General features: G+C 43.6%; 15 protein-coding genes. 5 read left to right on the top strand and 10 right to left on the bottom strand.

Annotation, left to right across the window (positions count from 1 at the left end; all coding sequences use genetic code 11):
• Window positions 1-16 precede the first annotated feature (16 nt).
• From QQK21_RS14085 to ubiK, 3 genes are all read left to right on the top strand, one after another.
• Entirely contained in the window at window positions 17-1,123 is a 1,107-nt protein-coding gene (locus tag QQK21_RS14085; protein WP_284192826.1) for an efflux RND transporter periplasmic adaptor subunit, read from the top strand.
• 12 nt (window positions 1,124-1,135) lie between these two features.
• The gene (locus tag QQK21_RS14080) at window positions 1,136-4,270 is read left to right on the top strand and encodes a multidrug efflux RND transporter permease subunit (protein ID WP_284192825.1); all 3,135 of its coding nucleotides are present in this window, start codon (window positions 1,136-1,138) and stop codon (window positions 4,268-4,270) included.
• 134 nt (window positions 4,271-4,404) lie between these two features.
• Window positions 4,405-4,656 carry a ubiquinone biosynthesis accessory factor UbiK gene (ubiK, locus tag QQK21_RS14075; RefSeq protein ID WP_284192824.1) on the top strand — a complete coding sequence of 84 codons (252 nt, stop codon included), beginning with the start codon at window positions 4,405-4,407 and terminating at the stop codon, window positions 4,654-4,656.
• A 155-nt stretch (window positions 4,657-4,811) separates the two neighbouring features.
• On the opposite strand, the gene ilvC is transcribed toward ubiK, so the two are convergent.
• Window positions 4,812-6,296, bottom strand: a complete 1,485-nt coding sequence (gene ilvC, locus QQK21_RS14070; RefSeq protein ID WP_284192823.1) for a ketol-acid reductoisomerase — start codon at window positions 6,294-6,296, stop codon at window positions 4,812-4,814.
• Between the two features lie 144 nt (window positions 6,297-6,440).
• On the opposite strand from ilvC, the gene ilvY reads away from it, so the two are divergent.
• Window positions 6,441-7,331: an HTH-type transcriptional activator IlvY gene (gene ilvY, locus QQK21_RS14065; protein WP_284192822.1), complete on the top strand. Its 891-nt coding sequence runs from the start codon at window positions 6,441-6,443 to the stop codon at window positions 7,329-7,331.
• A gap of 32 nt (window positions 7,332-7,363) precedes the next feature.
• Here ilvY and hemN read toward each other — a convergent pair whose 3' ends face one another.
• The 5 genes from hemN to QQK21_RS14040 all read right to left on the bottom strand — a co-directional run bounded on the left by hemN (window position 7,364) and on the right by QQK21_RS14040 (window position 11,988).
• A complete protein-coding gene (gene hemN, locus QQK21_RS14060) occupies window positions 7,364-8,752 on the bottom strand; it encodes an oxygen-independent coproporphyrinogen III oxidase (protein ID WP_284192821.1) in 1,389 nt (462 codons plus the stop codon).
• A 161-nt stretch (window positions 8,753-8,913) separates the two neighbouring features.
• Window positions 8,914-9,402: a DUF2489 domain-containing protein gene (locus QQK21_RS14055; protein WP_284192820.1), complete on the bottom strand. Its 489-nt coding sequence runs from the start codon at window positions 9,400-9,402 to the stop codon at window positions 8,914-8,916.
• Window positions 9,403-9,410: 8 nt separating this feature from the next.
• Window positions 9,411-9,974, bottom strand: coding sequence for a Der GTPase-activating protein YihI (gene yihI, locus QQK21_RS14050; protein ID WP_284192819.1), 564 nt, complete (start codon window positions 9,972-9,974; stop codon window positions 9,411-9,413).
• The gene (locus QQK21_RS14045; protein WP_284192818.1) at window positions 9,974-10,612 is read right to left on the bottom strand and encodes a class I SAM-dependent methyltransferase; all 639 of its coding nucleotides are present in this window, start codon (window positions 10,610-10,612) and stop codon (window positions 9,974-9,976) included. Before QQK21_RS14045 ends, yihI begins: the two co-directional genes overlap by 1 nt.
• Before the next feature lie 758 nt (window positions 10,613-11,370).
• On the bottom strand, window positions 11,371-11,988 hold the full coding sequence (locus tag QQK21_RS14040) for a c-type cytochrome (protein ID WP_284192817.1): 618 nt from the start codon (window positions 11,986-11,988) through the stop codon (window positions 11,371-11,373).
• Between the two features lie 148 nt (window positions 11,989-12,136).
• Here QQK21_RS14040 and yihA point away from each other — a divergent pair, with 148 nt between their 5' ends.
• Window positions 12,137-12,805, top strand: a complete 669-nt coding sequence (gene yihA, locus QQK21_RS14035) for a ribosome biogenesis GTP-binding protein YihA/YsxC (RefSeq protein WP_284192816.1) — start codon at window positions 12,137-12,139, stop codon at window positions 12,803-12,805.
• Between the two features lie 349 nt (window positions 12,806-13,154).
• Here yihA and spfP read toward each other — a convergent pair whose 3' ends face one another.
• The 4 genes from spfP to hemB all read right to left on the bottom strand — a co-directional run bounded on the left by spfP (window position 13,155) and on the right by hemB (window position 18,399).
• Window positions 13,155-13,202, bottom strand: coding sequence for a small protein SpfP (gene spfP, locus QQK21_RS22415; protein ID WP_439144645.1), 48 nt, complete (start codon window positions 13,200-13,202; stop codon window positions 13,155-13,157).
• A gap of 194 nt (window positions 13,203-13,396) precedes the next feature.
• Window positions 13,397-16,192: a DNA polymerase I gene (polA, locus tag QQK21_RS14030; RefSeq protein WP_284192815.1), complete on the bottom strand. Its 2,796-nt coding sequence runs from the start codon at window positions 16,190-16,192 to the stop codon at window positions 13,397-13,399.
• 661 nt (window positions 16,193-16,853) lie between these two features.
• On the bottom strand, window positions 16,854-17,291 hold the full coding sequence (locus QQK21_RS14025; RefSeq protein ID WP_284192814.1) for a GNAT family N-acetyltransferase: 438 nt from the start codon (window positions 17,289-17,291) through the stop codon (window positions 16,854-16,856).
• A gap of 61 nt (window positions 17,292-17,352) precedes the next feature.
• Window positions 17,353-18,399 carry a porphobilinogen synthase gene (gene hemB, locus QQK21_RS14020; RefSeq protein ID WP_284192813.1) on the bottom strand — a complete coding sequence of 349 codons (1,047 nt, stop codon included), beginning with the start codon at window positions 18,397-18,399 and terminating at the stop codon, window positions 17,353-17,355.
• Window positions 18,400-18,414: the final 15 nt, after the last annotated feature.

Raw genomic sequence — 18,414 nt, 5'->3', positions numbered from 1 at the left:
CGGAGTTCTAGTCAGAATGAAAAAGTGGACTTTTTACATGCTGCTTATCGCAATACTACTCTTTGGTAGCGTGATAGGCGTTAATCTATTCAAACAATACAAAATAGAAGAATATCTCGCCAACCGCCCTGAGCAAGAATTTCCGGTAACCGCCATTGAAGTTCAATCGGTTGATTGGGTGCCAGTGATTGAGGCTATTGGCTTTATCGAACCCAATCAAGGTGTTACTGTAGCCAATGAGTCCGCTGGTGTCATTGATAAGATTGCATTCAATTCTGGTACCAATGTCGAAGCAGGCCAGCCCCTAGTCATGCTCGATTCATCGGTTGAAAAAGCCGACCTTAAAAGTGCTGAAGCAAAACTGCCTGCTGCACAGGCAAAATACAAGCGCTACCAAGGTCTTTATAAAAAAGGTTCTGTCTCAAAAGAGACACTGGATGATGCTGAAGCCAACTATTTCTCGCTCAAGTCGGATATTGATAGCCTCAAAGCCACCATTGATAGACGCGAAATCAAAGCGCCTTTTGCTGGTGTGGTCGGCATACGTAATGTTTACTTAGGGCAATATCTGCAAACTGGCACTGACATCGTGCGCCTTGAAGATACTAGCGTCATGCGCCTGCGCTTTACTGTTCCGCAGACTGATATTTCACGAATTAGCCTAGATCAGCAAGTCGATATTTTTGTCGATGCTTATCCAGACACTCCGTTTCAGGGTTCGATCACCGCGATTGAGCCAGCCGTCAGTGTGCAAAGCGGTTTGATTCAAGTGCAAGCTGATATTCCAAACAGCGATGGTAAGCTGCGCAGTGGTATGTTTGCTCGTGCCAATATCATTTTGCCGACTCTGGAAAACCAAGTCACCCTTCCGCAAACGGCCATCACCTTTACTCTTTACGGTGACAATGTATACATCATCTCAGAACAAGATGGTGACAAACGCGTCAAGCAGCAAGTGGTTAAAGTGGGTGAGCGAGTAAAAGATATCGCTCATATCTTAGAAGGCGTTAAACCCGGTGACATGGTGGTCACATCCGGTCAAGTTCGTCTTAGTAACGACGCGAAAGTTCGTGTAGTAGAAAGCGATGCCACTACTCCACCAGCCGAAACACCTATGCTTTAATCTGGAGGCTTCATGCGCTTTACTGATGTTTTTATAAAACGTCCGGTTTTAGCGGTATCGATCAGCTTTTTGATCGCCCTGCTTGGTTTGCAGGCCGTATTCAAAATGCAAGTGCGCGAATACCCTGAAATGACAAATACCGTAGTGACGGTTACCACGAGCTACTACGGAGCAAGTGCGGATTTGATTCAAGGCTTTATTACTCAGCCTTTGGAGCAAGCCGTAGCACAAGCAGATAATATCGATTACATGACTTCATCATCTGAGCTTGGTACCTCAACCATTACCGTCAATATGAAGTTGAATACCGATCCGAATTCAGCCTTATCTGACATTCTGGCTAAGACCAATTCGGTGCGTTCTCAACTGCCTAAAGAGGCAGAAGATCCAACCGTGACCATGTCGACAGGTTCAACCACAGCGGTACTGTATATTGGCTTTACCAGTGACGATTTATCGTCCAGTCAAATTACCGACTATCTTGAGCGAGTCGTCAACCCGCAGTTATTTACCGTTAATGGTGTTTCAAAAATCGACCTATACGGTGGCCTAAAATACGCGCTTCGTGTCTGGCTTGATCCGGCTAAAATGGCCGCATTTGGTTTAACTGCCAGTGATGTCATGAATGTCCTCGACACCAATAACTACCAATCTGCAGCGGGTCAGGCTATTGGTGAATTTGTGCTCTACAACGGTAGCGCCGATACCCAAGTTTCGAACGTAGAGGAGCTTAAAAACTTAGTCGTCAGTTCTGATATGGGCAAAGTGACACGCCTTAGCGATATTGCCAAAGTCACGTTAGAAAAAAGTCATGATACCTATCGAGCTAGCGCAAATGGCCAAGAAGCCGTTGTCGCAGCGATCAACGCCGCACCAACAGCGAACCCAATTAACATCGCCGCCGATGTTCATAAGATGCTGCCTCAGTTAGAGAAAGATCTGCCGAGCAACATTAAAATGAACGTGATGTATGACTCAACCATCGCCATCAATGAGTCAATAAATGAGGTTATTCATACCATTGCCGAAGCGGCATTAATTGTACTTGTGGTGATTACTCTGTTCTTAGGTTCATTTAGAGCGGTTATAATCCCTATTGTAACCATTCCATTGTCATTGATTGGTGTGGCCATGGTCATGCAGGCCATGGGCTTTTCTTGGAATCTAATGACACTGCTCGCCATGGTGCTAGCAATAGGTTTGGTGGTCGATGATGCTATAGTAGTTCTAGAAAATGTCGACCGTCATATCAAACTCGGCGAATCGCCATTTAGAGCAGCCATCATAGGCACAAGGGAAATCGCTATCCCAGTAATTGCTATGACCTTAACTCTAGGCGCCGTTTACGCTCCGATCGCCTTAATGGGAGGTATTACAGGCTCTTTATTTAAAGAATTTGCCTTAACACTAGCAGGCTCTGTGTTTGTATCAGGGATTATAGCTCTGACACTATCGCCCATGATGTGTTCTAAAATGCTGAAAGCAAATGCAATACCAAGCAAGTTTGAGCAAAAAGTTCACCATGTGCTCGACAATATGACGCTACGCTATGAGAAAATGCTTAGCGCTGTAATGCTCCATCGTCCTGTGGTGATTGGCTTTGGCGTGATAGTATTTGCCAGCTTACCTTTGCTGTTTAAGTTTATTCCAAGTGAGCTCGCCCCTTCAGAGGATAAAGGAGTGCTGATGCTAATGGGCACAGCACCATCGAATGCCAACTTAGATTTCATGCAAAATACCATGAATGAGGTAAATACTATCCTCTCGGATCAAAAGGAAGTGGCTTACGCGCAAGTCTTTACTGGTGTGCCAAACTCCAATCAAGCACTGGGCATTGCGTCTTTAGTTCCTTGGAGTCAACGTGAAGCTGGACAGGCAGAAGTCGTAAAGCGAGTCAGCGGACTGGTTAAAGATGTACCCGGTATGTCTGTTGTCGCCTTCCCAATACCAGAGCTTCCTGGGGCAGGCTCCGGCTTACCTGTGCAGTTTGTTATCACGACACCTAATGCATTTGAAAGCTTATTTACCGTAGCCACCGATGTACTTACGGAAGTCAATTCAACACCTATATTTGTCTATTCCGATCTTGATCTTAACTACGATTCAGCCACAGTGAAAATCAAGATTGATAAAGATAAAGCAGGGGCCTATGGGGTGACCATGCAAGATATTGGTGCGACTCTTAGCACCATGATGTCTGATGGCTATGTCAATCGTATCGATCTGAATGGCCGTTCTTATGAAGTCATTCCTCAGGTCGAGCGTAAATGGCGCTTAAATCCTGAGTCAATGAACAATTACTATGTTAGGGGCGCAGATGGCAAAGCGTTACCATTAGGCAGCTTAATCACTATTGATGTCGTCGCCGAGCCTCGCTCTTTGCCTCACTTTAACCAGCTTAACTCAGCAACCATTAGTGCCGCTATTGCACCGGGTACCACCATGGGAGATGCTGTCAATTGGTTTGAGCAAACCGCAAGCAGTAAATTGCCCAGCGGTTATAACTACGATTATATGGGTGAGTCTCGCCAGTTTGTCACCGAAGGTAGCGCCCTTTATGCCACCTTTGGTCTAGCACTGGCGATCATCTTCTTAGTCTTAGCCATTCAATTTGAATCGTTAAAGGACCCTATCGTCATCATGGTGTCCGTCCCTCTTGCTATCTGTGGCGCACTTGTTGCTCTGGCTTGGGGAGCACCTTTTGACTTAACTTCGATGAATATTTACTCTCAGGTCGGGCTTATAACCCTAGTCGGCTTGATTACCAAGCATGGTATCTTGATCTGTGAGGTGGCTAAAGAAGAGCAATTGCATAACAAGCTCGATAAAATGGAGGCTGTGATGGCGGCGGCTAAAGTACGCCTGCGCCCTATTCTCATGACCACAGCGGCGATGATTGCGGGCTTGATACCTTTAATGTACGCATCAGGAGCAGGTGCCGCCCAGCGCTTTAGTATCGGTATTGTTATCGTTGCGGGTCTTGCCATAGGAACATTGTTTACTCTGTTTGTTCTGCCGGTGATATACAGCTATCTTGCCGAGAAACATAAGCCACTTCCGGTATTTGTTGAAGACAAAGACTTGGAAAAGTTAGCTCGTATTGACGAAGCAAAAGCAGCTCATCGTCAAATTGCTGATAAAAACTAGAGCGTTACTCTCATAGCAAAGGCCACTGCTCGCAGTGGCCTTTTTTAATTCCACCCACTAATAAATGCACCTCTAATAGCGACTTTCTCTCACCAATTACATAGAATAAGAGCAAACTTAAAGGAGCTTTTCACATGTTTGACCCCAAGAAATTAGAGCAGATAGCGAAACAAATTCATGACTCAATGCCCACTCCTGTTAAAGAGTTAGGTGCCGATGTCGAGCAGAAAGTTCGTCAAGTCATTCAAGGCCAGCTAAACAAGTTAGATGTCGTGAGTCGTGAAGAGTTTGATGTTCAGACTCAGGTTCTAATGCGCACCCGCGAAAAACTCACTGCAATGGAACAAAAGCTGGCCGATCTTGAACAAAAACTGGCGCAAAAATAGACACGGTTTAATATCAAAAAATAAAAAGGCTTGGTCAATCCAGACCAAGCCTTTTAGATTAAATGTTGTGTGTTCTTCTTGTATTTATTGCTCCAGTCTGTCTGGAGTCTATTGTGCTTTAAGATTCTAGCAATTAGCACCTTAAAGCAAATAAATTAACCACCTACCGCGATACGTTTCATGTCGGTCATATAACCACGCAGCTCTTCACCAATGTACTCCACTGGATGATTACGGATAGTTTCATTGACTGCAATCAGTGTAGCATTGTCTACCTGATTTGATGTCTCTTCTAGACCTTTACCTATCACATCGGTACCGATCGAAGGCATGAACTTCTCACGAAGTAGCGGTGTTGCAACATTGGCAAACAAGTAGTTACCGTATTCTGCTGTATCCGAGATAACCACATTCATTTCATACAGACGCTTACGCGCAACGGTATTGGCAATCAGCGGAAGCTCATGGAGCGATTCATAGTATGCAGATTCATCGATAATACCTGAAGCTGTCATGGCTTCGAATGCTAGCTCAACACCGGCACGCACCATAGCAACCAGCAAGATACCTTTATCAAAATACTCTTGTTCGGTGATCTCTACATCACCTTCAGGGTAGTTTTCAAATGCAGTTTCGCCAGTTTCAGCACGCCAGCCAAGCAAGTTAACATCATCGTTTGCCCAGTCGGCCATCATGGTGCTAGAGAAATGACCAGAAATCACGTCGTCCATGTGTTTATTGTAAAGAGGACGCATGAGCTCTTTCAACTGTTCTGAAAGCTCAAATGCTTTGACTTTGGCAGGGTTTGATAGGCGATCCATCATGTGTGTAACACCACCAAACTTAAGTGCCTCCGTGATCGTCTCCCAACCGTATTGAATCAATTTACCGGCGTAGCTTGGATCAATACCTTCAGCAACCATTTTTTCATAGCTGACGATAGAACCTGCTTGCAACATACCACACAAGATGGTCTGCTCACCGACAAGATCAGATTTAACTTCAGCAACAAATGACGATTCTAAACAACCAGCGCGATGACCGCCTGTGCCCGCAGCCCATGCCTTGGCGATATCCCAGCCTTCACCTTTAGGATCATTTTCAGGGTGCACAGCAATCAAGGTTGGAACACCGAAACCACGCTTGTATTCTTCACGTACTTCAGTACCTGGACACTTAGGTGCCACCATGACAACCGTTAGGTCTTTACGGATCTGCATCCCTTCCTCAACAATGTTGAAGCCATGCGAATAACCCAGCGCGGCACCTTCTTTCATCAATGGCATAACCGTTTCAACAACGTTGGTATGCTGTTTATCTGGCGTCAAGTTAATCACCAAGTCGGCTTGCGGAATGAGTGCTTCATAGCTTCCTACTTCAAAACCATTTTCTTGCGCATTCTTAAAGGATTGACGCTGTTCATCAATCGCGGCTTGACGAAGTGCGTAAGCGACATCCAAACCAGAATCACGCATATTTAGACCTTGATTTAGGCCCTGAGCGCCACAACCAACAATAACCACCTTCTTACCTTTCAGATAATCAGCTTCTGTAGCAAACTCGCTGCGGTCCATAAAACGGCAACGACCCAGTTGGTCTAGCTGTTCACGCAAGTTTAATGTGTTGAAATAGTTGGCCATGTAGGGCTCTCCTTAAAAATATCTATCTGCTTGAGTCGGTACTTGGTCACCGAATATCTCGATACTAAAGCAGACATCAGCTTGCTTAAAGTGATATATTCACAATTAGTTATTGCAAAAAATGCAACATGGGACGACCTATTTATGAACATCAAGCGCTTACAACTCTTTATTCATTTGTGTGATAGTAAAAGCTTTGCCAAAACCGCTTCCGCCATGCATGTCAGCCCTTCTGCCCTAAGCAGACAAATACAAAAATTGGAGTCAGAAACAGGGCAAGAATTGTTTGTGCGTGACAACCGAAGTGTTGAACTCACTCCAGCAGCAAAAAAACTTATGCCCGTTGCACTGAGGATAATTACCGAGTGGCAAAGCTTTTACTCTCAATTGCAAGACGGTCAGCAAGAACTCAAAGGTGAGATTCGCTTATTTTGTTCCGTAACCGCCAGCTACAGCCACCTCCCTGAGCTACTGTCTGAATTTCGCCTGAGACACCCCTTTATTGAGTTTAAATTGTCGACCGGAGACCCTGCTCAAGCGATCGATAAAGTACTGAGTGATGACGTAGACGTCGCTATTTCAGCTCAACCTGACGCAATACCTGCCAAATTGAAGTTTGAAACCATCAGTGAAATACCACTGTCTGTCATTGCACCTGCAGGTGTCAGCAGTTTCACTCAAGCTTTACAAGAAGCTAAGCCAGATTGGGCCCAAATACCCTTTATTGTTCCAGAGTCAGGCACAGCAAGAGAGCGAGCCAATACTTGGTTTAAGTCAATGAAAATTAAACCCAATATATACGCTCATGTTTCAGGGCATGAAGCCATTGTCAGTATGGTTGCACTAGGTTGTGGCGTCGGAATTGCTCCTGATGTGGTCATCAACAACAGCCCGGTCAAAGAAAAAATTCACCGGCTAAAAGTCGCGTCTATCAAGCCGTTCAAGTTAGGAGTATGCTGCAAGCGTTCGCAGTGGGATAACCCGCTAGTAAAAGCGTTGTGGGAGGTGGCACAAAATACCTACATTGCCTCCTAGCGTTAAGCCACGAGGCGCAGATACTGCGAAAATCATATTACTCTGGAGAATTGCTGCTGACGGGCCTTGACGCGCAAGTACTTATCGAAACACATACAAATATTGCGAATAAGAAGCCGGCCACGGAGCGTCACTCGCAATTCCTTTTCTGTTGTTTCAATTAACCCATCGTCAATGAATGTCTGTAGCAAAGCAATATCATCTTTAAAATAGTCATCAAACTGAATATCAAACTCTGATTCAATTTGGCTGATATCAAGTCTGAAGTTACATATTAGCTGCTTTATCACCTCACGACGCAGTAAGTCATCACTATCAAGTGACAATCCTTTCCATAGTGCATGCCTTTGTGAACTCACCTGCTCATAATACTGCTTCAAATCTTTATGATTCTGGGCGTACGCGTTACCAATCATAGAAATCGCTGAGACCCCAAAACCCACTAAATCACATTCTCCCTGAGTCGTATAGCCCTGGAAGTTGCGATGTAAAACGCCTTCACGCTGAGCAACGGCCAGTTCATCATCAGGCTTGGCAAAATGGTCCATACCGATATATTGATAGCCTGCGTTGGTCAATGTCGAAATAGTATCTTGAAGAATCAGCATTTTTTCTTGAGCTTGAGGTAAATCGTGCTCCTTAATCTTGCGCTGAGCTGCGAACAGTTGCGGCATATGAGCATAATTAAATACCGATAGACGCCCTGGTTTCATTTCCAGCACTTTAGCCAGCGTATTGGCAAACCTTTCCCGAGTCTGTTTGGGCAGGCCGTATATAAGATCCAGATTTGTCGAGCGAAAACCTAGTTTTTTAGCCCGTTCAACCAAAGCAAAAATAAAGTCTTCGTCTTGCTCTCGGTTAACCAGCTTTTGGACCTCTTTATTAAAATCTTGCACACCAATGCTTAAGCGATTGAATCCTTCATGAAAAAGGTGATCAAGCACGTCCAGTTCTATTTCTCTGGGATCGACTTCAATACTGATTTCAGCATCCGCTTCAAAGCAAAATTCCGCTCGCAAAGTCGCCATCAACCGACTAATTTGTTGCTTGCTTAGAAATGTTGGTGTGCCGCCACCCAAGTGCAGTTGGCTAACACTACGGCCTTGCAACAGCGATGCTCTGGTCAAAATCTCTTGCTCAAGCACATCCAAATATTGATCCGCCTTGTGAGCATGACGGGTAATCACTTTATTGCAGCCACAGTAGTAGCAAAGCTTATGGCAAAAAGGAATATGGATGTAAAGCGACAGAGGACGTTCTGGATACTCTGTACACGCCATATCGTAATCTGCAATAGTGAAGGCTTCGTGAAGCTCTAGTGCGGTTGGATAAGACGTATAGCGAGGACCAGCATAATTGTACTTATCAAGTACAGTTTGATCCCAAACGATTTGCTGAGTTGCGAAAACTGACTGCGACATAGTGTCCTTCCGTTAGTGATATCAAGGTCTGCTGCTCGGTTAACCGTGCTCATGTCCCTGCTATTTTGCCACATGCTGAAGCAGAACAAAGACAGGCATCATATTTAAAATGCAATAATGATAAGAATTGATAACTCGATCACTTACAAAACACTGACTCACTATACCATCTGGATATTGATTTGATTGTTGAGTGGTTGGACTTTCTCTTGTAGCTGCTTAAGCTCTTCAATCACAGCTTGCGCCAAACGCGACTCAGCTTTATGACGCTCAAGGTTTTGCTTCATACGCTCTTTCTTTGCCAATTGCTGTCTTTCATCGCCACGGGCCATCTCTTTGACTAGGTGATAGAGCTCTGATGTTGCTGGGAATTCTTTATCGAAGTCAACGCGGTCTTCACCTTGGACATAGTCCATTATATTATATACACGTATACTGATCTCAGATAAGTCACACTGCCCCTGAATACCAGCCAAACAGAGAATACGTACGTTTTCAAAGATATTGGCATTGCGTTTATCAATCGCAAGTTTCGTATGTTGCTGCTGCAATTCCTTTTGCTTCTTCAACTGGAGCAGAAGGTAACCTGCATAAGATGCTAAGGCGATAATAATAATTCCACCAGCAAAGGCTAATAAGGTTACATTCATCAAGCGTTCTACCCTTTAAACTGATTCAAGTCGATATCTTCAAATTGCGAAAGCAGTTCATCGTCAGACGACTTTTTCTTAGACTTATTTTTGTTAGATGGTACATCGTCTGCGATGGCTGGCTCGTCTTCAACCATCTCATCTTCAACATAGATGCCTAGCTGTTTCATCAGTATTTCGATGCGTGCAAGCTTTTCGTCCACATACTTCTGTAGTCCCGCACCTAAGTTTTCACCGCTATCAAGGCGGTCAAGCAGCACATTGAGCTGGGCATCATTTTCCAACATTTCTAACTCTTGCTCAGCATTTAGGCGACGCTGAGCCTTGGTCGTTTTCTTTGTCGTTTCCACAACCAATGGGATCTTCTTCTTGCTGCCTAAGCGAGGATCGCGTACCTGACCAGACGCTTGGTGCTTTTGATCTTTCGCTTCAGAGTTACGGTTACCCGTTTTCAACCCTTTACGTTTTTTATCTCTCTTGCGCAAACGTCCTTCGACATCAGCTTGGGTACGGTTGCGAACAACAATCAGGTCTCCGTTACCACCTGATCGGACTTTTTTACTACGGCTCATTACTGGGGCTTCCTCAGTAGAATTACATCATTACCAATAAATTCAAGTTCGAGCTTATCCCGCTCTGCCAAATACTTAAACGTGTTGCGGCTAAAAAAGACCACATGAGTTGGATCATTTTTATAATGCCATTTCGCAAACGCTTCCACGTCTATCACTAGTTTGGTCATCAAACCAATCCAGCCTCTTGGCTTAACCAAATTTAACCATTGCTGCCATACTTTATCTGGATTATAGAGATGTTCTATTACCTCAGTGGCAGTCATAAAATCATAGCTACGCTCTAATACCTCTGCATCAGGGTAATAATAGAGGTCATATAAAGACATTTTGTGCCCCTGCTCTTCCAATATCAAAGACAGTGTTGGACCAGGACCACAACCAAAATCCAATCCCTCGGAGCTAGGCGAAATACGTTTTAACATCGGATCCGCAACTCGAGATAAGAAGCGACGATAGCCATTATCATTGGGATCGTTCTCATGCAGATCGTAGTGGGCTTTCTCAGCCTTTGCATCTAATCGTTGAGAAGAATTTACAAACACCAATTCACATTCTTGGCACTGAAGGTAGGCTCGGTGCCGATCTTCATAATAGTGTTGCAGTTTAGAACTGCTGCAAAGTGGGCAGTAATTCATGATGACATCCTCAAACAGGGATGCGAAACATACCAGAAAGTAACGTCGGAGTGGAGTGCTATTGGGCAAAAAATCATCAAATAGAGAAAATATTCGCTCACCGCTTGGAATTAACCAATTCACTGAACCACACATTATATTTAGAGCTTTATGTAAACCTCAAAATAAAAAAAGCGATAGGGAGTGCCTATCGCCTTCTAACTTGCCTCGTAGCAAGAACATTTGCAACGAAAAACGTGCAGTAAATATCCATTTGTTGTTCATGCTTTCCATGCTAGAAATATTGTTTTTCACCGTCCTAGCGAATTTTAATCATCCTTTGCACTTCCTGTCTCTGGGCTCGTCCTTAGCCTGATCCTTTTCATTGTCTATACCCTCAGACAAAGTGACCATCCTTATCGTGTAAGCTTCCTACTTACTTTATTTCCTAAAAATACAGTGAGCACTTACTAATGAACCTGGCCATTTATCTTTCATACTCTGTAGATGCTTTCACTTTAACAACTCAAAACTTTTACGCAATCCAGATAAAGAAAAAAAGCCCACCTCGATCATGAGATAAAATAATTGTCTTATTTTTCAGTGTAATACGGGAATGCACAGGAAAATCTCAGTCAAACAATGCGTCAATATCGCACAAAACGGAGAGAAAGATGCGTAAATGGCAAACAATGGATTATGAGATAAAACCCAAAGAAAAAGCCCAGACACAAGTCTGGGCTTTCTCAACTCTAAATTGCTCGAGCAAATAATACGTTTTAGTGTAGGCCACCAACATATTTTGACAAAGTATCAATATCTTCATCGGTAAGTTTCTTTGCGATATCACGCATCATACCGTTCATATCGTTGCCACGAGTACCATCTCGGAATTTTTCTAACTGAGCTTTGATGTAGTCAGCATGCTGACCAGAAATTTTGGGGAAACCTGAAAGCTCAGTACCATTACCGCGAGGACCATGACAAGCGACACATGCAGTGAGACCACGCTCAGCATCACCTGCCGTATAAAGGGCTTTACCCTTTTTAACCACATTTTCAGGAGTGGTGTTATTTGAAATGGGGAGTGAAGAGTAGTAGGCAGCAAGATCTTGCATATCTTGCTCTGACAGAGGCATGGCCATCGCACTCATTACAGGATCATAACGACCCTGTTTTCCGTTGCTGGTCATACCTAATTTCAAGTCTTTAAGCTGCTTCTCGATATACTTAGCATGTTGACCTGCGATCTTAGGGTACATTGCGAGTTGACTGTTGCCGTCAGCACCATGACAAGCAACACACGTTTGAGATTTTCCTTTTCCAGCTTCGATACTGCCTTGGGCCCATACAGAGCAGCTGGCTAAAAGACTCAAGATTAGCGCTAATTTATTCATGACATTCCATTATAATTATCAAGCTTCCAGTACCACTCTGCGTTGCCACTCATGGTACAATAGGCGACCTTATGCCGAGCACGGTTATTTTACACACTTTCATATAAAAGTAATCAATCGACGACACAAAGTCGAGATGGAGTTAACAGTGAACGTAAAAATTCATTATCAAAACACCCATTTCATCACCAGCGCACCTGATATTCGTCATTTGCCTGAAGATGAAGGTATCGAAGTTGCGTTCGCAGGACGCTCCAATGCGGGCAAATCGAGCTCACTAAATCGATTAACCAACCAGAAAAGTTTAGCAAAAACGAGTAAAACACCAGGTCGAACGCAGCTTATCAATCTTTTTAAAGTCGCAGACGGTTGTCATATTGTCGATCTGCCCGGATACGGTTTCGCGCAAGTTCCGTTGGAAATGAAGAAAAAATGGCAAAAATCGTTAGGTGAGTATCTCCAAAAACGCCAATGCCTGAAGGGGCTCGTCGTGCTCATGGATATACGTCATCCAATGAAAGACTTAGACCAGCAATTAATCTATTGGGCTGTAGACAGTGGTATTCCAGTTCAAGTCCTGTTAACCAAAGCAGACAAACTCAAAAGTGGTGCACGCAAGGCTCAAGTGTTGAAAATCAAAAATGACGCGGTAGGTTTTGGAGGAGACGTAAGTGTCGCTGCTTTCTCTTCACTCAAAGGAATTGGCGTCGATACACTGCGCAACCAATTGGATCAATGGTTTGCTCCAGCTTTGGCTGAACAACTAGAGACGGACGAAGACGAACAAGAAGACGTTGAACCCCATCAAGATAACTAACCAGGAAGATAGATCTGAATTTTTAGGTCTCTAACCTCAGCGACCTCACTCTACTTTATGGTGGGGTCGCGAAATAAATCCTCCATGCTTCCCTACCTTTTAGTGGTCTTAGCAAAACCTAAACATTCGTCACTAGTAGTTAGCTGGGCACTGACGGCAAACAGTGTCTATGAACAGGAATTTATGCCTCTTATGAGGATATAAACTGAAGCTTTATTACAAATTTAGTTTGAGTTACTAAGTCTATTACGCTTAGAGGGTGTAAAGTTCACTGTCAATTTAGAGCGCAGAGAGTTTAGTATGACACAAGAAAAAACGCCCCAGCCAAATACTGGCTGGGGCGGCTGAATTAGCCTAATCCAATAACGTGAAACAAAAGGTCTAAAAGATAGAACATCTTACCTCTGTACCCTACAAGCAGTAATGTACAACAATTGGTCATAAATTAAAACCATTTTTGTAATTTATTTTCAGTCTTATTTTATTTAGATACAGAATTACGGAAGATAGGAATAGTCGTCCAAAATCCAAAAAAATCCAGCAATTGTGTGCTGGATTTTTCTATTTAAATGAAATCAAATGATTTTTTAATTAATGTGCTTGATCCCAGTTGTCTCCATGACCAGCTTCTGCAACCAAAGGAACATCCAAGTTTGCGGCAGATTCCATCAGCTCTTGTACTTTATTTTCAATTTGTGCTAAAGCGGATTCTTTGACTTCAAACACCAGTTCATCGTGAACTTGCATCAATAGCTTCACCCGCCCATGACCTTCTTCCTCAATCCACTTATCGACAAGTAACATGGCCTTTTTGATAATGTCGGCTGCTGTCCCTTGCATAGGTGCATTAATCGCTGCCCGCTCAGCAGCTTTGCGGCGCATTCCATTACGAGATTTTATCTCTGGCAAATGTAACCGACGACCAAAAAGCGTCTCCACATAACCTTGCTCAGAAGCCATGCTGCGCGTATCTTCCATGTACTGCATAACACCAGGGTATCGCTCAAAATAGGTATCCATATATTGTTGAGCCTCATGACGCCCAATTCCAAGCTGCTTCGCTAGACCAAAAGCACTCATACCATAGATAAGGCCAAAGTTTACGGCTTTAGCTCGTCGGCGTTGCTCAGCGGAAACCTTGTCAATCCCAACACCAATAATTTCCGCAGCTGTTGCCGAGTGAATATCTTTACCCTGCTGAAAAGCCTCTAATAGTGCCTTGTCCCCAGATAAGTGTGCCATTATGCGTAACTCGATTTGAGAATAATCCACTGCCATAATTTTATAGCCTTGCGGAGCAATAAATGCCTGACGAATCCGTCGTCCTTGTTCATTACGAATTGGAATATTCTGCAAATTTGGGTCTGTAGAGGATAGCCGGCCTGTCGCTGTCACCGCCTGATGATAGGATGTATGAACACGACCAGTTTGTGGATTGATCATCTTAGGCAATTTGTCTGTGTATGTCGATTTAAGCTTAGCTAAGCCACGGTACTCTAGGATGAGCTTGGGTAGTGGGTAGTCGAGCGCCAGTTCCTGCAAAACTTCTTCATTGGTCGAAGGCGTTCCTGAAGGTGTTTTCTTGATAACGGGCAAGCCCATTTTATCAAATAGAATAGCTTGCAACTGCTTTGGAGAGTTCATGTTAAACTCTTGCTCGGCGACTTCAAACGCCTTACGCTCGAGCTCATCTAGACGCAGAGCAATTTCTTTAGATTGCGTGGCAAGTTTCATGGCGTCGATTAAAACACCCGTTCTTTCTATTCGCGATAATACAGGCACAAGAGGTACTTCAACCTGCTCATAAATGACTTTTAACTTGTCATCTTGATTAATATTTTTACTAAGACGATTGTGCAAACGCAGAGTGACATCCGCATCCTCAGCTGCGTACGGCGATGCTTGGTCCAATTCAATCTGGTTGAAAGTAAGTTGCTTCTTTCCTTTCCCTGCTATTTGTTCAAATGAAATGCAGCTATGTTGAAGAAAGCGCAGCGCCAAGCTATCCATATCATGTTTACCACCGACGCTGTTGTATACGTATGAAGCCAGCATAGTGTCGTGCTTAATCCCCTTCATTTCAATACCATAGCGTGCTAACACACTCGCATCGTATTTAAGGTTTTGCCCCACTTTTGACTGACTATCATCTTCCAAAATCGGCTTAAGCTTCTCTAAAACCCAGCTACGATCCAATTGCTCCGGAGCATCTAGGTAATCGTGCGCAACTGGCACATAGGCTGCCACTCCCTCCTCGACGGCAAAGGATACACCCACCAAATTAGCGACCATGTAGTCAAGGCTATCCGTCTCAGTGTCAAAGGCAAAGACATCAGAAGATGTTAACTTCTCCAACCACGTATTGAATGTCTCTTGATCAAGAATGGTCTCATAACGGCTGCGATCAATGGTAACAGCGGAAGTCTCTATTTCACTTGCAGCAGAAGATTGCTCAGTTCGAGAGTTAGCACCGGATGTCTCACTAGCAACAATAGCCCCACTACCTCCTTCCAAAATCTCGTTTAACCAAGACTTAAACACCAATTTACCGTAGAGCTCTATTAACTCATCCGTATTGGGATCAGATTTCAATAGCGAATCGTAGCCGCTTTCTAACTCGACATCCAATTTGATCGTCGCCAACTCGTAAGATAGAAAAGCGTTTTCTTTATTCTCAACAAGCTTGTTGGCCATGGTTTTAGAGCCACGAAAACCAAGATCCGCAATTTGGTCTAGATTATCATATAGCTTTTTTAGGCCACCGATGCCTTGCAACAAGGCAGTCGCGGTCTTGTCACCAACCCCCGGAACCCCCGGAATGTTGTCCACTTTGTCACCCATTAGCGCCAAATAATCGATGATCAATTCAGGAGGTATGCCAAACTTTTCGATGACGCCTTCACGATCCATCACGACATTCGTCATGGTGTTGATCAAGGTAACATTGTCATCGACCAACTGAGCCATATCCTTATCACCAGTACTTATCAAAACCGCCTGCCCAGCTTTGGATGCCTTTGACGCAAGGGTGCCAATAACATCATCCGCTTCGACACCGGGTACACATATCAACGGCAGGCCCATCGCACGAATAATGTTATACAAAGGCTCGATTTGACACCTCAAGTCATCTGGCATAGGTGGACGGTTAGCTTTGTATTGAGGATACATCTCGTCACGAAAGGTTTTTCCTTTGGCATCAAAAACCACGGCAATACGCTCAGAAGAAAACTGACGCATCATACTACGCAACATATTCACCACGCCATAAACAGCATTCGTGGGTATATCACCATTAGTCATAGTTTCTGGATAGGCATGAAATGCGCGGTAAAGATATGAAGAACCGTCAATAAGAATGAGTGGGTTTTCAGGAATACGAGCCATAGTTTAAAGCATCCAACAAGAAAAGATCTGCTAAGAATGCCATGTCTCCATCCGGTGATCCATGTTAACCGATCACATATCCTCTGGATCAGCTAACAAACCCGACTGTTCTGATCTCAGTCATGTGGATAAGTCTGTTTATAGTATTTACTAGAGACAAACTAAAATAGTAATAAAACTGACATTTAACAACTTAACTTATTGAAATGAATGAATAAAATGCAAGATCCGTAAAAAAGGTAGCGATCAATAAAAGATCCATGCTTGTGGAAAAGACTATTGGTATCCTTTTACTCACCCTTTGGGTAAATATCTCTGATTTCATTATTTAACAAAGTCGGAGAAAGAATAGGAAGTAAAGGGCATAAAAAAAGCGACATCGATTTGATGTCGCCTAGCAAAAATTAGTTAAAGCATACTCAATTAAACAATATGCTTTAGCATAAAGCTATAAATTACACTGGAAGCAATGTGAGCAATGTCGTGTCAAATTGAATGAGTGCCAGTTCAACAGCTTGTGCCAAATTACCCTATTGATTCGAATGGAGTAGTTGAGCACCTTAGTGAACGTCTCTTATTCCCTAAGACAATGAAATAATAATTATTCTCATTTGCGTCGTCAAGTGCTAAATAAGAAAAAATCTCATTTATTTTTGTTTGACTAAGATAGTTGCTTAACAAAATGAATTCTAGACTCAAGAACATTTGGCATTTTTTCATAATTTTCAATTATATAGCCATTCTTTATTAGGAGGCAGAGCATATTGGGAAATTGATTGCGAGATTTAACTTTCAATTGCAAATAGTGATTTTTTTTCACCCAAGCCTCTTGGTGCTCTAAAAGCTTTTGTGCAATACCTTTGTTGCGAGCCATTGCTAACACACCACCCAACCAACTGTAGAATGTCCCTTTGTCCAATTCATAGCCAATTTTAAAACCAAGCAACTGCCCATTTTCTACTGCAATTTGAATCAGATGTTGCTTGTTCTTTAAACGATAGCTCAGGCTCTCAATAGATTCCTTTTGCTCGAACTCATCGATACACTGCACAATTTGGGCACATTCCTCAAGCGTTCCCAAACGATATTCAATAGCCATACTTCCACCTCCCAAAAAATCAAGGCTGGCAAATGCCAGCCTTGGTTAAAAATAAGTAAGTTTACTCCGTCAACGGTAAAAATTTAGCGGATTCAGCATTTTCTTGCGCCAGCCACTCAGCAACGTCTTTGGCAAAATAAGTCAAAATACCATCAGCACCTGCCCGCTTAAAGCAAAGTAATGATTCCATCACTGTCTCACGTTCTTTCAACCAGCCATTGAGGAAGGCCGCCTTGTGCATCGCATATTCACCTGAGACCTGATAAGCAAAAGTTGGAACCCCAAGTTCAGATTTAACGCGACGGACAACATCAAGATAAGGCATACCAGGCTTAACCATCACCATATCGGCACCTTCATTGATATCCATAGCGACTTCATGAACCGCTTCATCGCTGTTAGCAGGATCCATTTGATAGTTACTTTTATTGCCACCCTTAAGATTGTTGGCAGAACCAACGGCATCGCGAAATGGTCCGTAATAATCGGAGGCATACTTAGCTGAGTAAGCCATGATTTGAGTATGGATATATCCGGCGTCTTCTAATGCTTGGCGAATCACTCCTATCCGTCCATCCATCATATCTGATGGTGCGACAACATCCGCCCCAGCTTGAGCATGAGACAAGGCTTGTTTAACCAAAACCTCTATTGTCTCATCGTTTTGAACATAGCCATCCTCATCAATAATGCCATCTTGGCCATGCGTTGTGAAAGGGTCCAAAGCAACGTCTGTAATAACACCGATTTCTGGCACATGCTCTTTTAAAGAACGAACCGCCCTTTGTATTAGCCCTTCAGGGTTATATGCCTCAGCAGCGCATAGACTCTTAGCATCTTGATTCACCACTGGAAATAGAGCAATCGCAGGAACACCTAACCTAGCAAGATATTGCGCCTCTTCTAACATCAAGTCGATGGATAAACGCTCAACCCCAGGCATTGACTCCACCGCCTCACGACGATCTTTTCCCATCAGAATGAACATGGGATAAATCAGATCACTAACCGTAACTTGGCTCTCAGCCATCAGGCGGCGACTAAAGTCATGTTTGCGCATACGACGCATACGTCGGCCAGGAAACTGACCTTGAATAGAAACGGACACTCTATTCTCCTTTTG

Origin of the sequence: Vibrio zhanjiangensis (genome assembly GCF_030161235.1) — a bacterium.
In the GTDB taxonomy this organism is placed as follows: domain Bacteria; phylum Pseudomonadota; class Gammaproteobacteria; order Enterobacterales; family Vibrionaceae; genus Vibrio; species Vibrio zhanjiangensis.
The sequence above is the reverse complement of the archived record's forward strand: the minus strand, read 5'-3'. Positions and strand labels throughout refer to the sequence as shown.

Bases quoted from the DNA above. Each gene is read 5' to 3' on its own strand.
- QQK21_RS14085 (WP_284192826.1), top strand. From the start codon at position 17: ATGAAAAAGTGGACTTTTTACATGCTGCTTATCGCAATACTACTCTTT.
- QQK21_RS14080 (WP_284192825.1), top strand. From the start codon at position 1,136: ATGCGCTTTACTGATGTTTTTATAAAACGTCCGGTTTTAGCGGTATCG.
- ubiK (WP_284192824.1), top strand. From the start codon at position 4,405: ATGTTTGACCCCAAGAAATTAGAGCAGATAGCGAAACAAATTCATGAC.
- ilvC (WP_284192823.1), bottom strand. From the start codon at position 6,296: ATGGCCAACTATTTCAACACATTAAACTTGCGTGAACAGCTAGACCAA.
- ilvY (WP_284192822.1), top strand. From the start codon at position 6,441: ATGAACATCAAGCGCTTACAACTCTTTATTCATTTGTGTGATAGTAAA.
- hemN (WP_284192821.1), bottom strand. From the start codon at position 8,752: ATGTCGCAGTCAGTTTTCGCAACTCAGCAAATCGTTTGGGATCAAACT.
- QQK21_RS14055 (WP_284192820.1), bottom strand. From the start codon at position 9,402: ATGAATGTAACCTTATTAGCCTTTGCTGGTGGAATTATTATTATCGCC.
- yihI (WP_284192819.1), bottom strand. From the start codon at position 9,974: ATGAGCCGTAGTAAAAAAGTCCGATCAGGTGGTAACGGAGACCTGATT.
- QQK21_RS14045 (WP_284192818.1), bottom strand. From the start codon at position 10,612: ATGAATTACTGCCCACTTTGCAGCAGTTCTAAACTGCAACACTATTAT.
- QQK21_RS14040 (WP_284192817.1), bottom strand. From the start codon at position 11,988: ATGAATAAATTAGCGCTAATCTTGAGTCTTTTAGCCAGCTGCTCTGTA.
- polA (WP_284192815.1), bottom strand. From the start codon at position 16,192: ATGGCTCGTATTCCTGAAAACCCACTCATTCTTATTGACGGTTCTTCA.
- QQK21_RS14025 (WP_284192814.1), bottom strand. From the start codon at position 17,291: ATGGCTATTGAATATCGTTTGGGAACGCTTGAGGAATGTGCCCAAATT.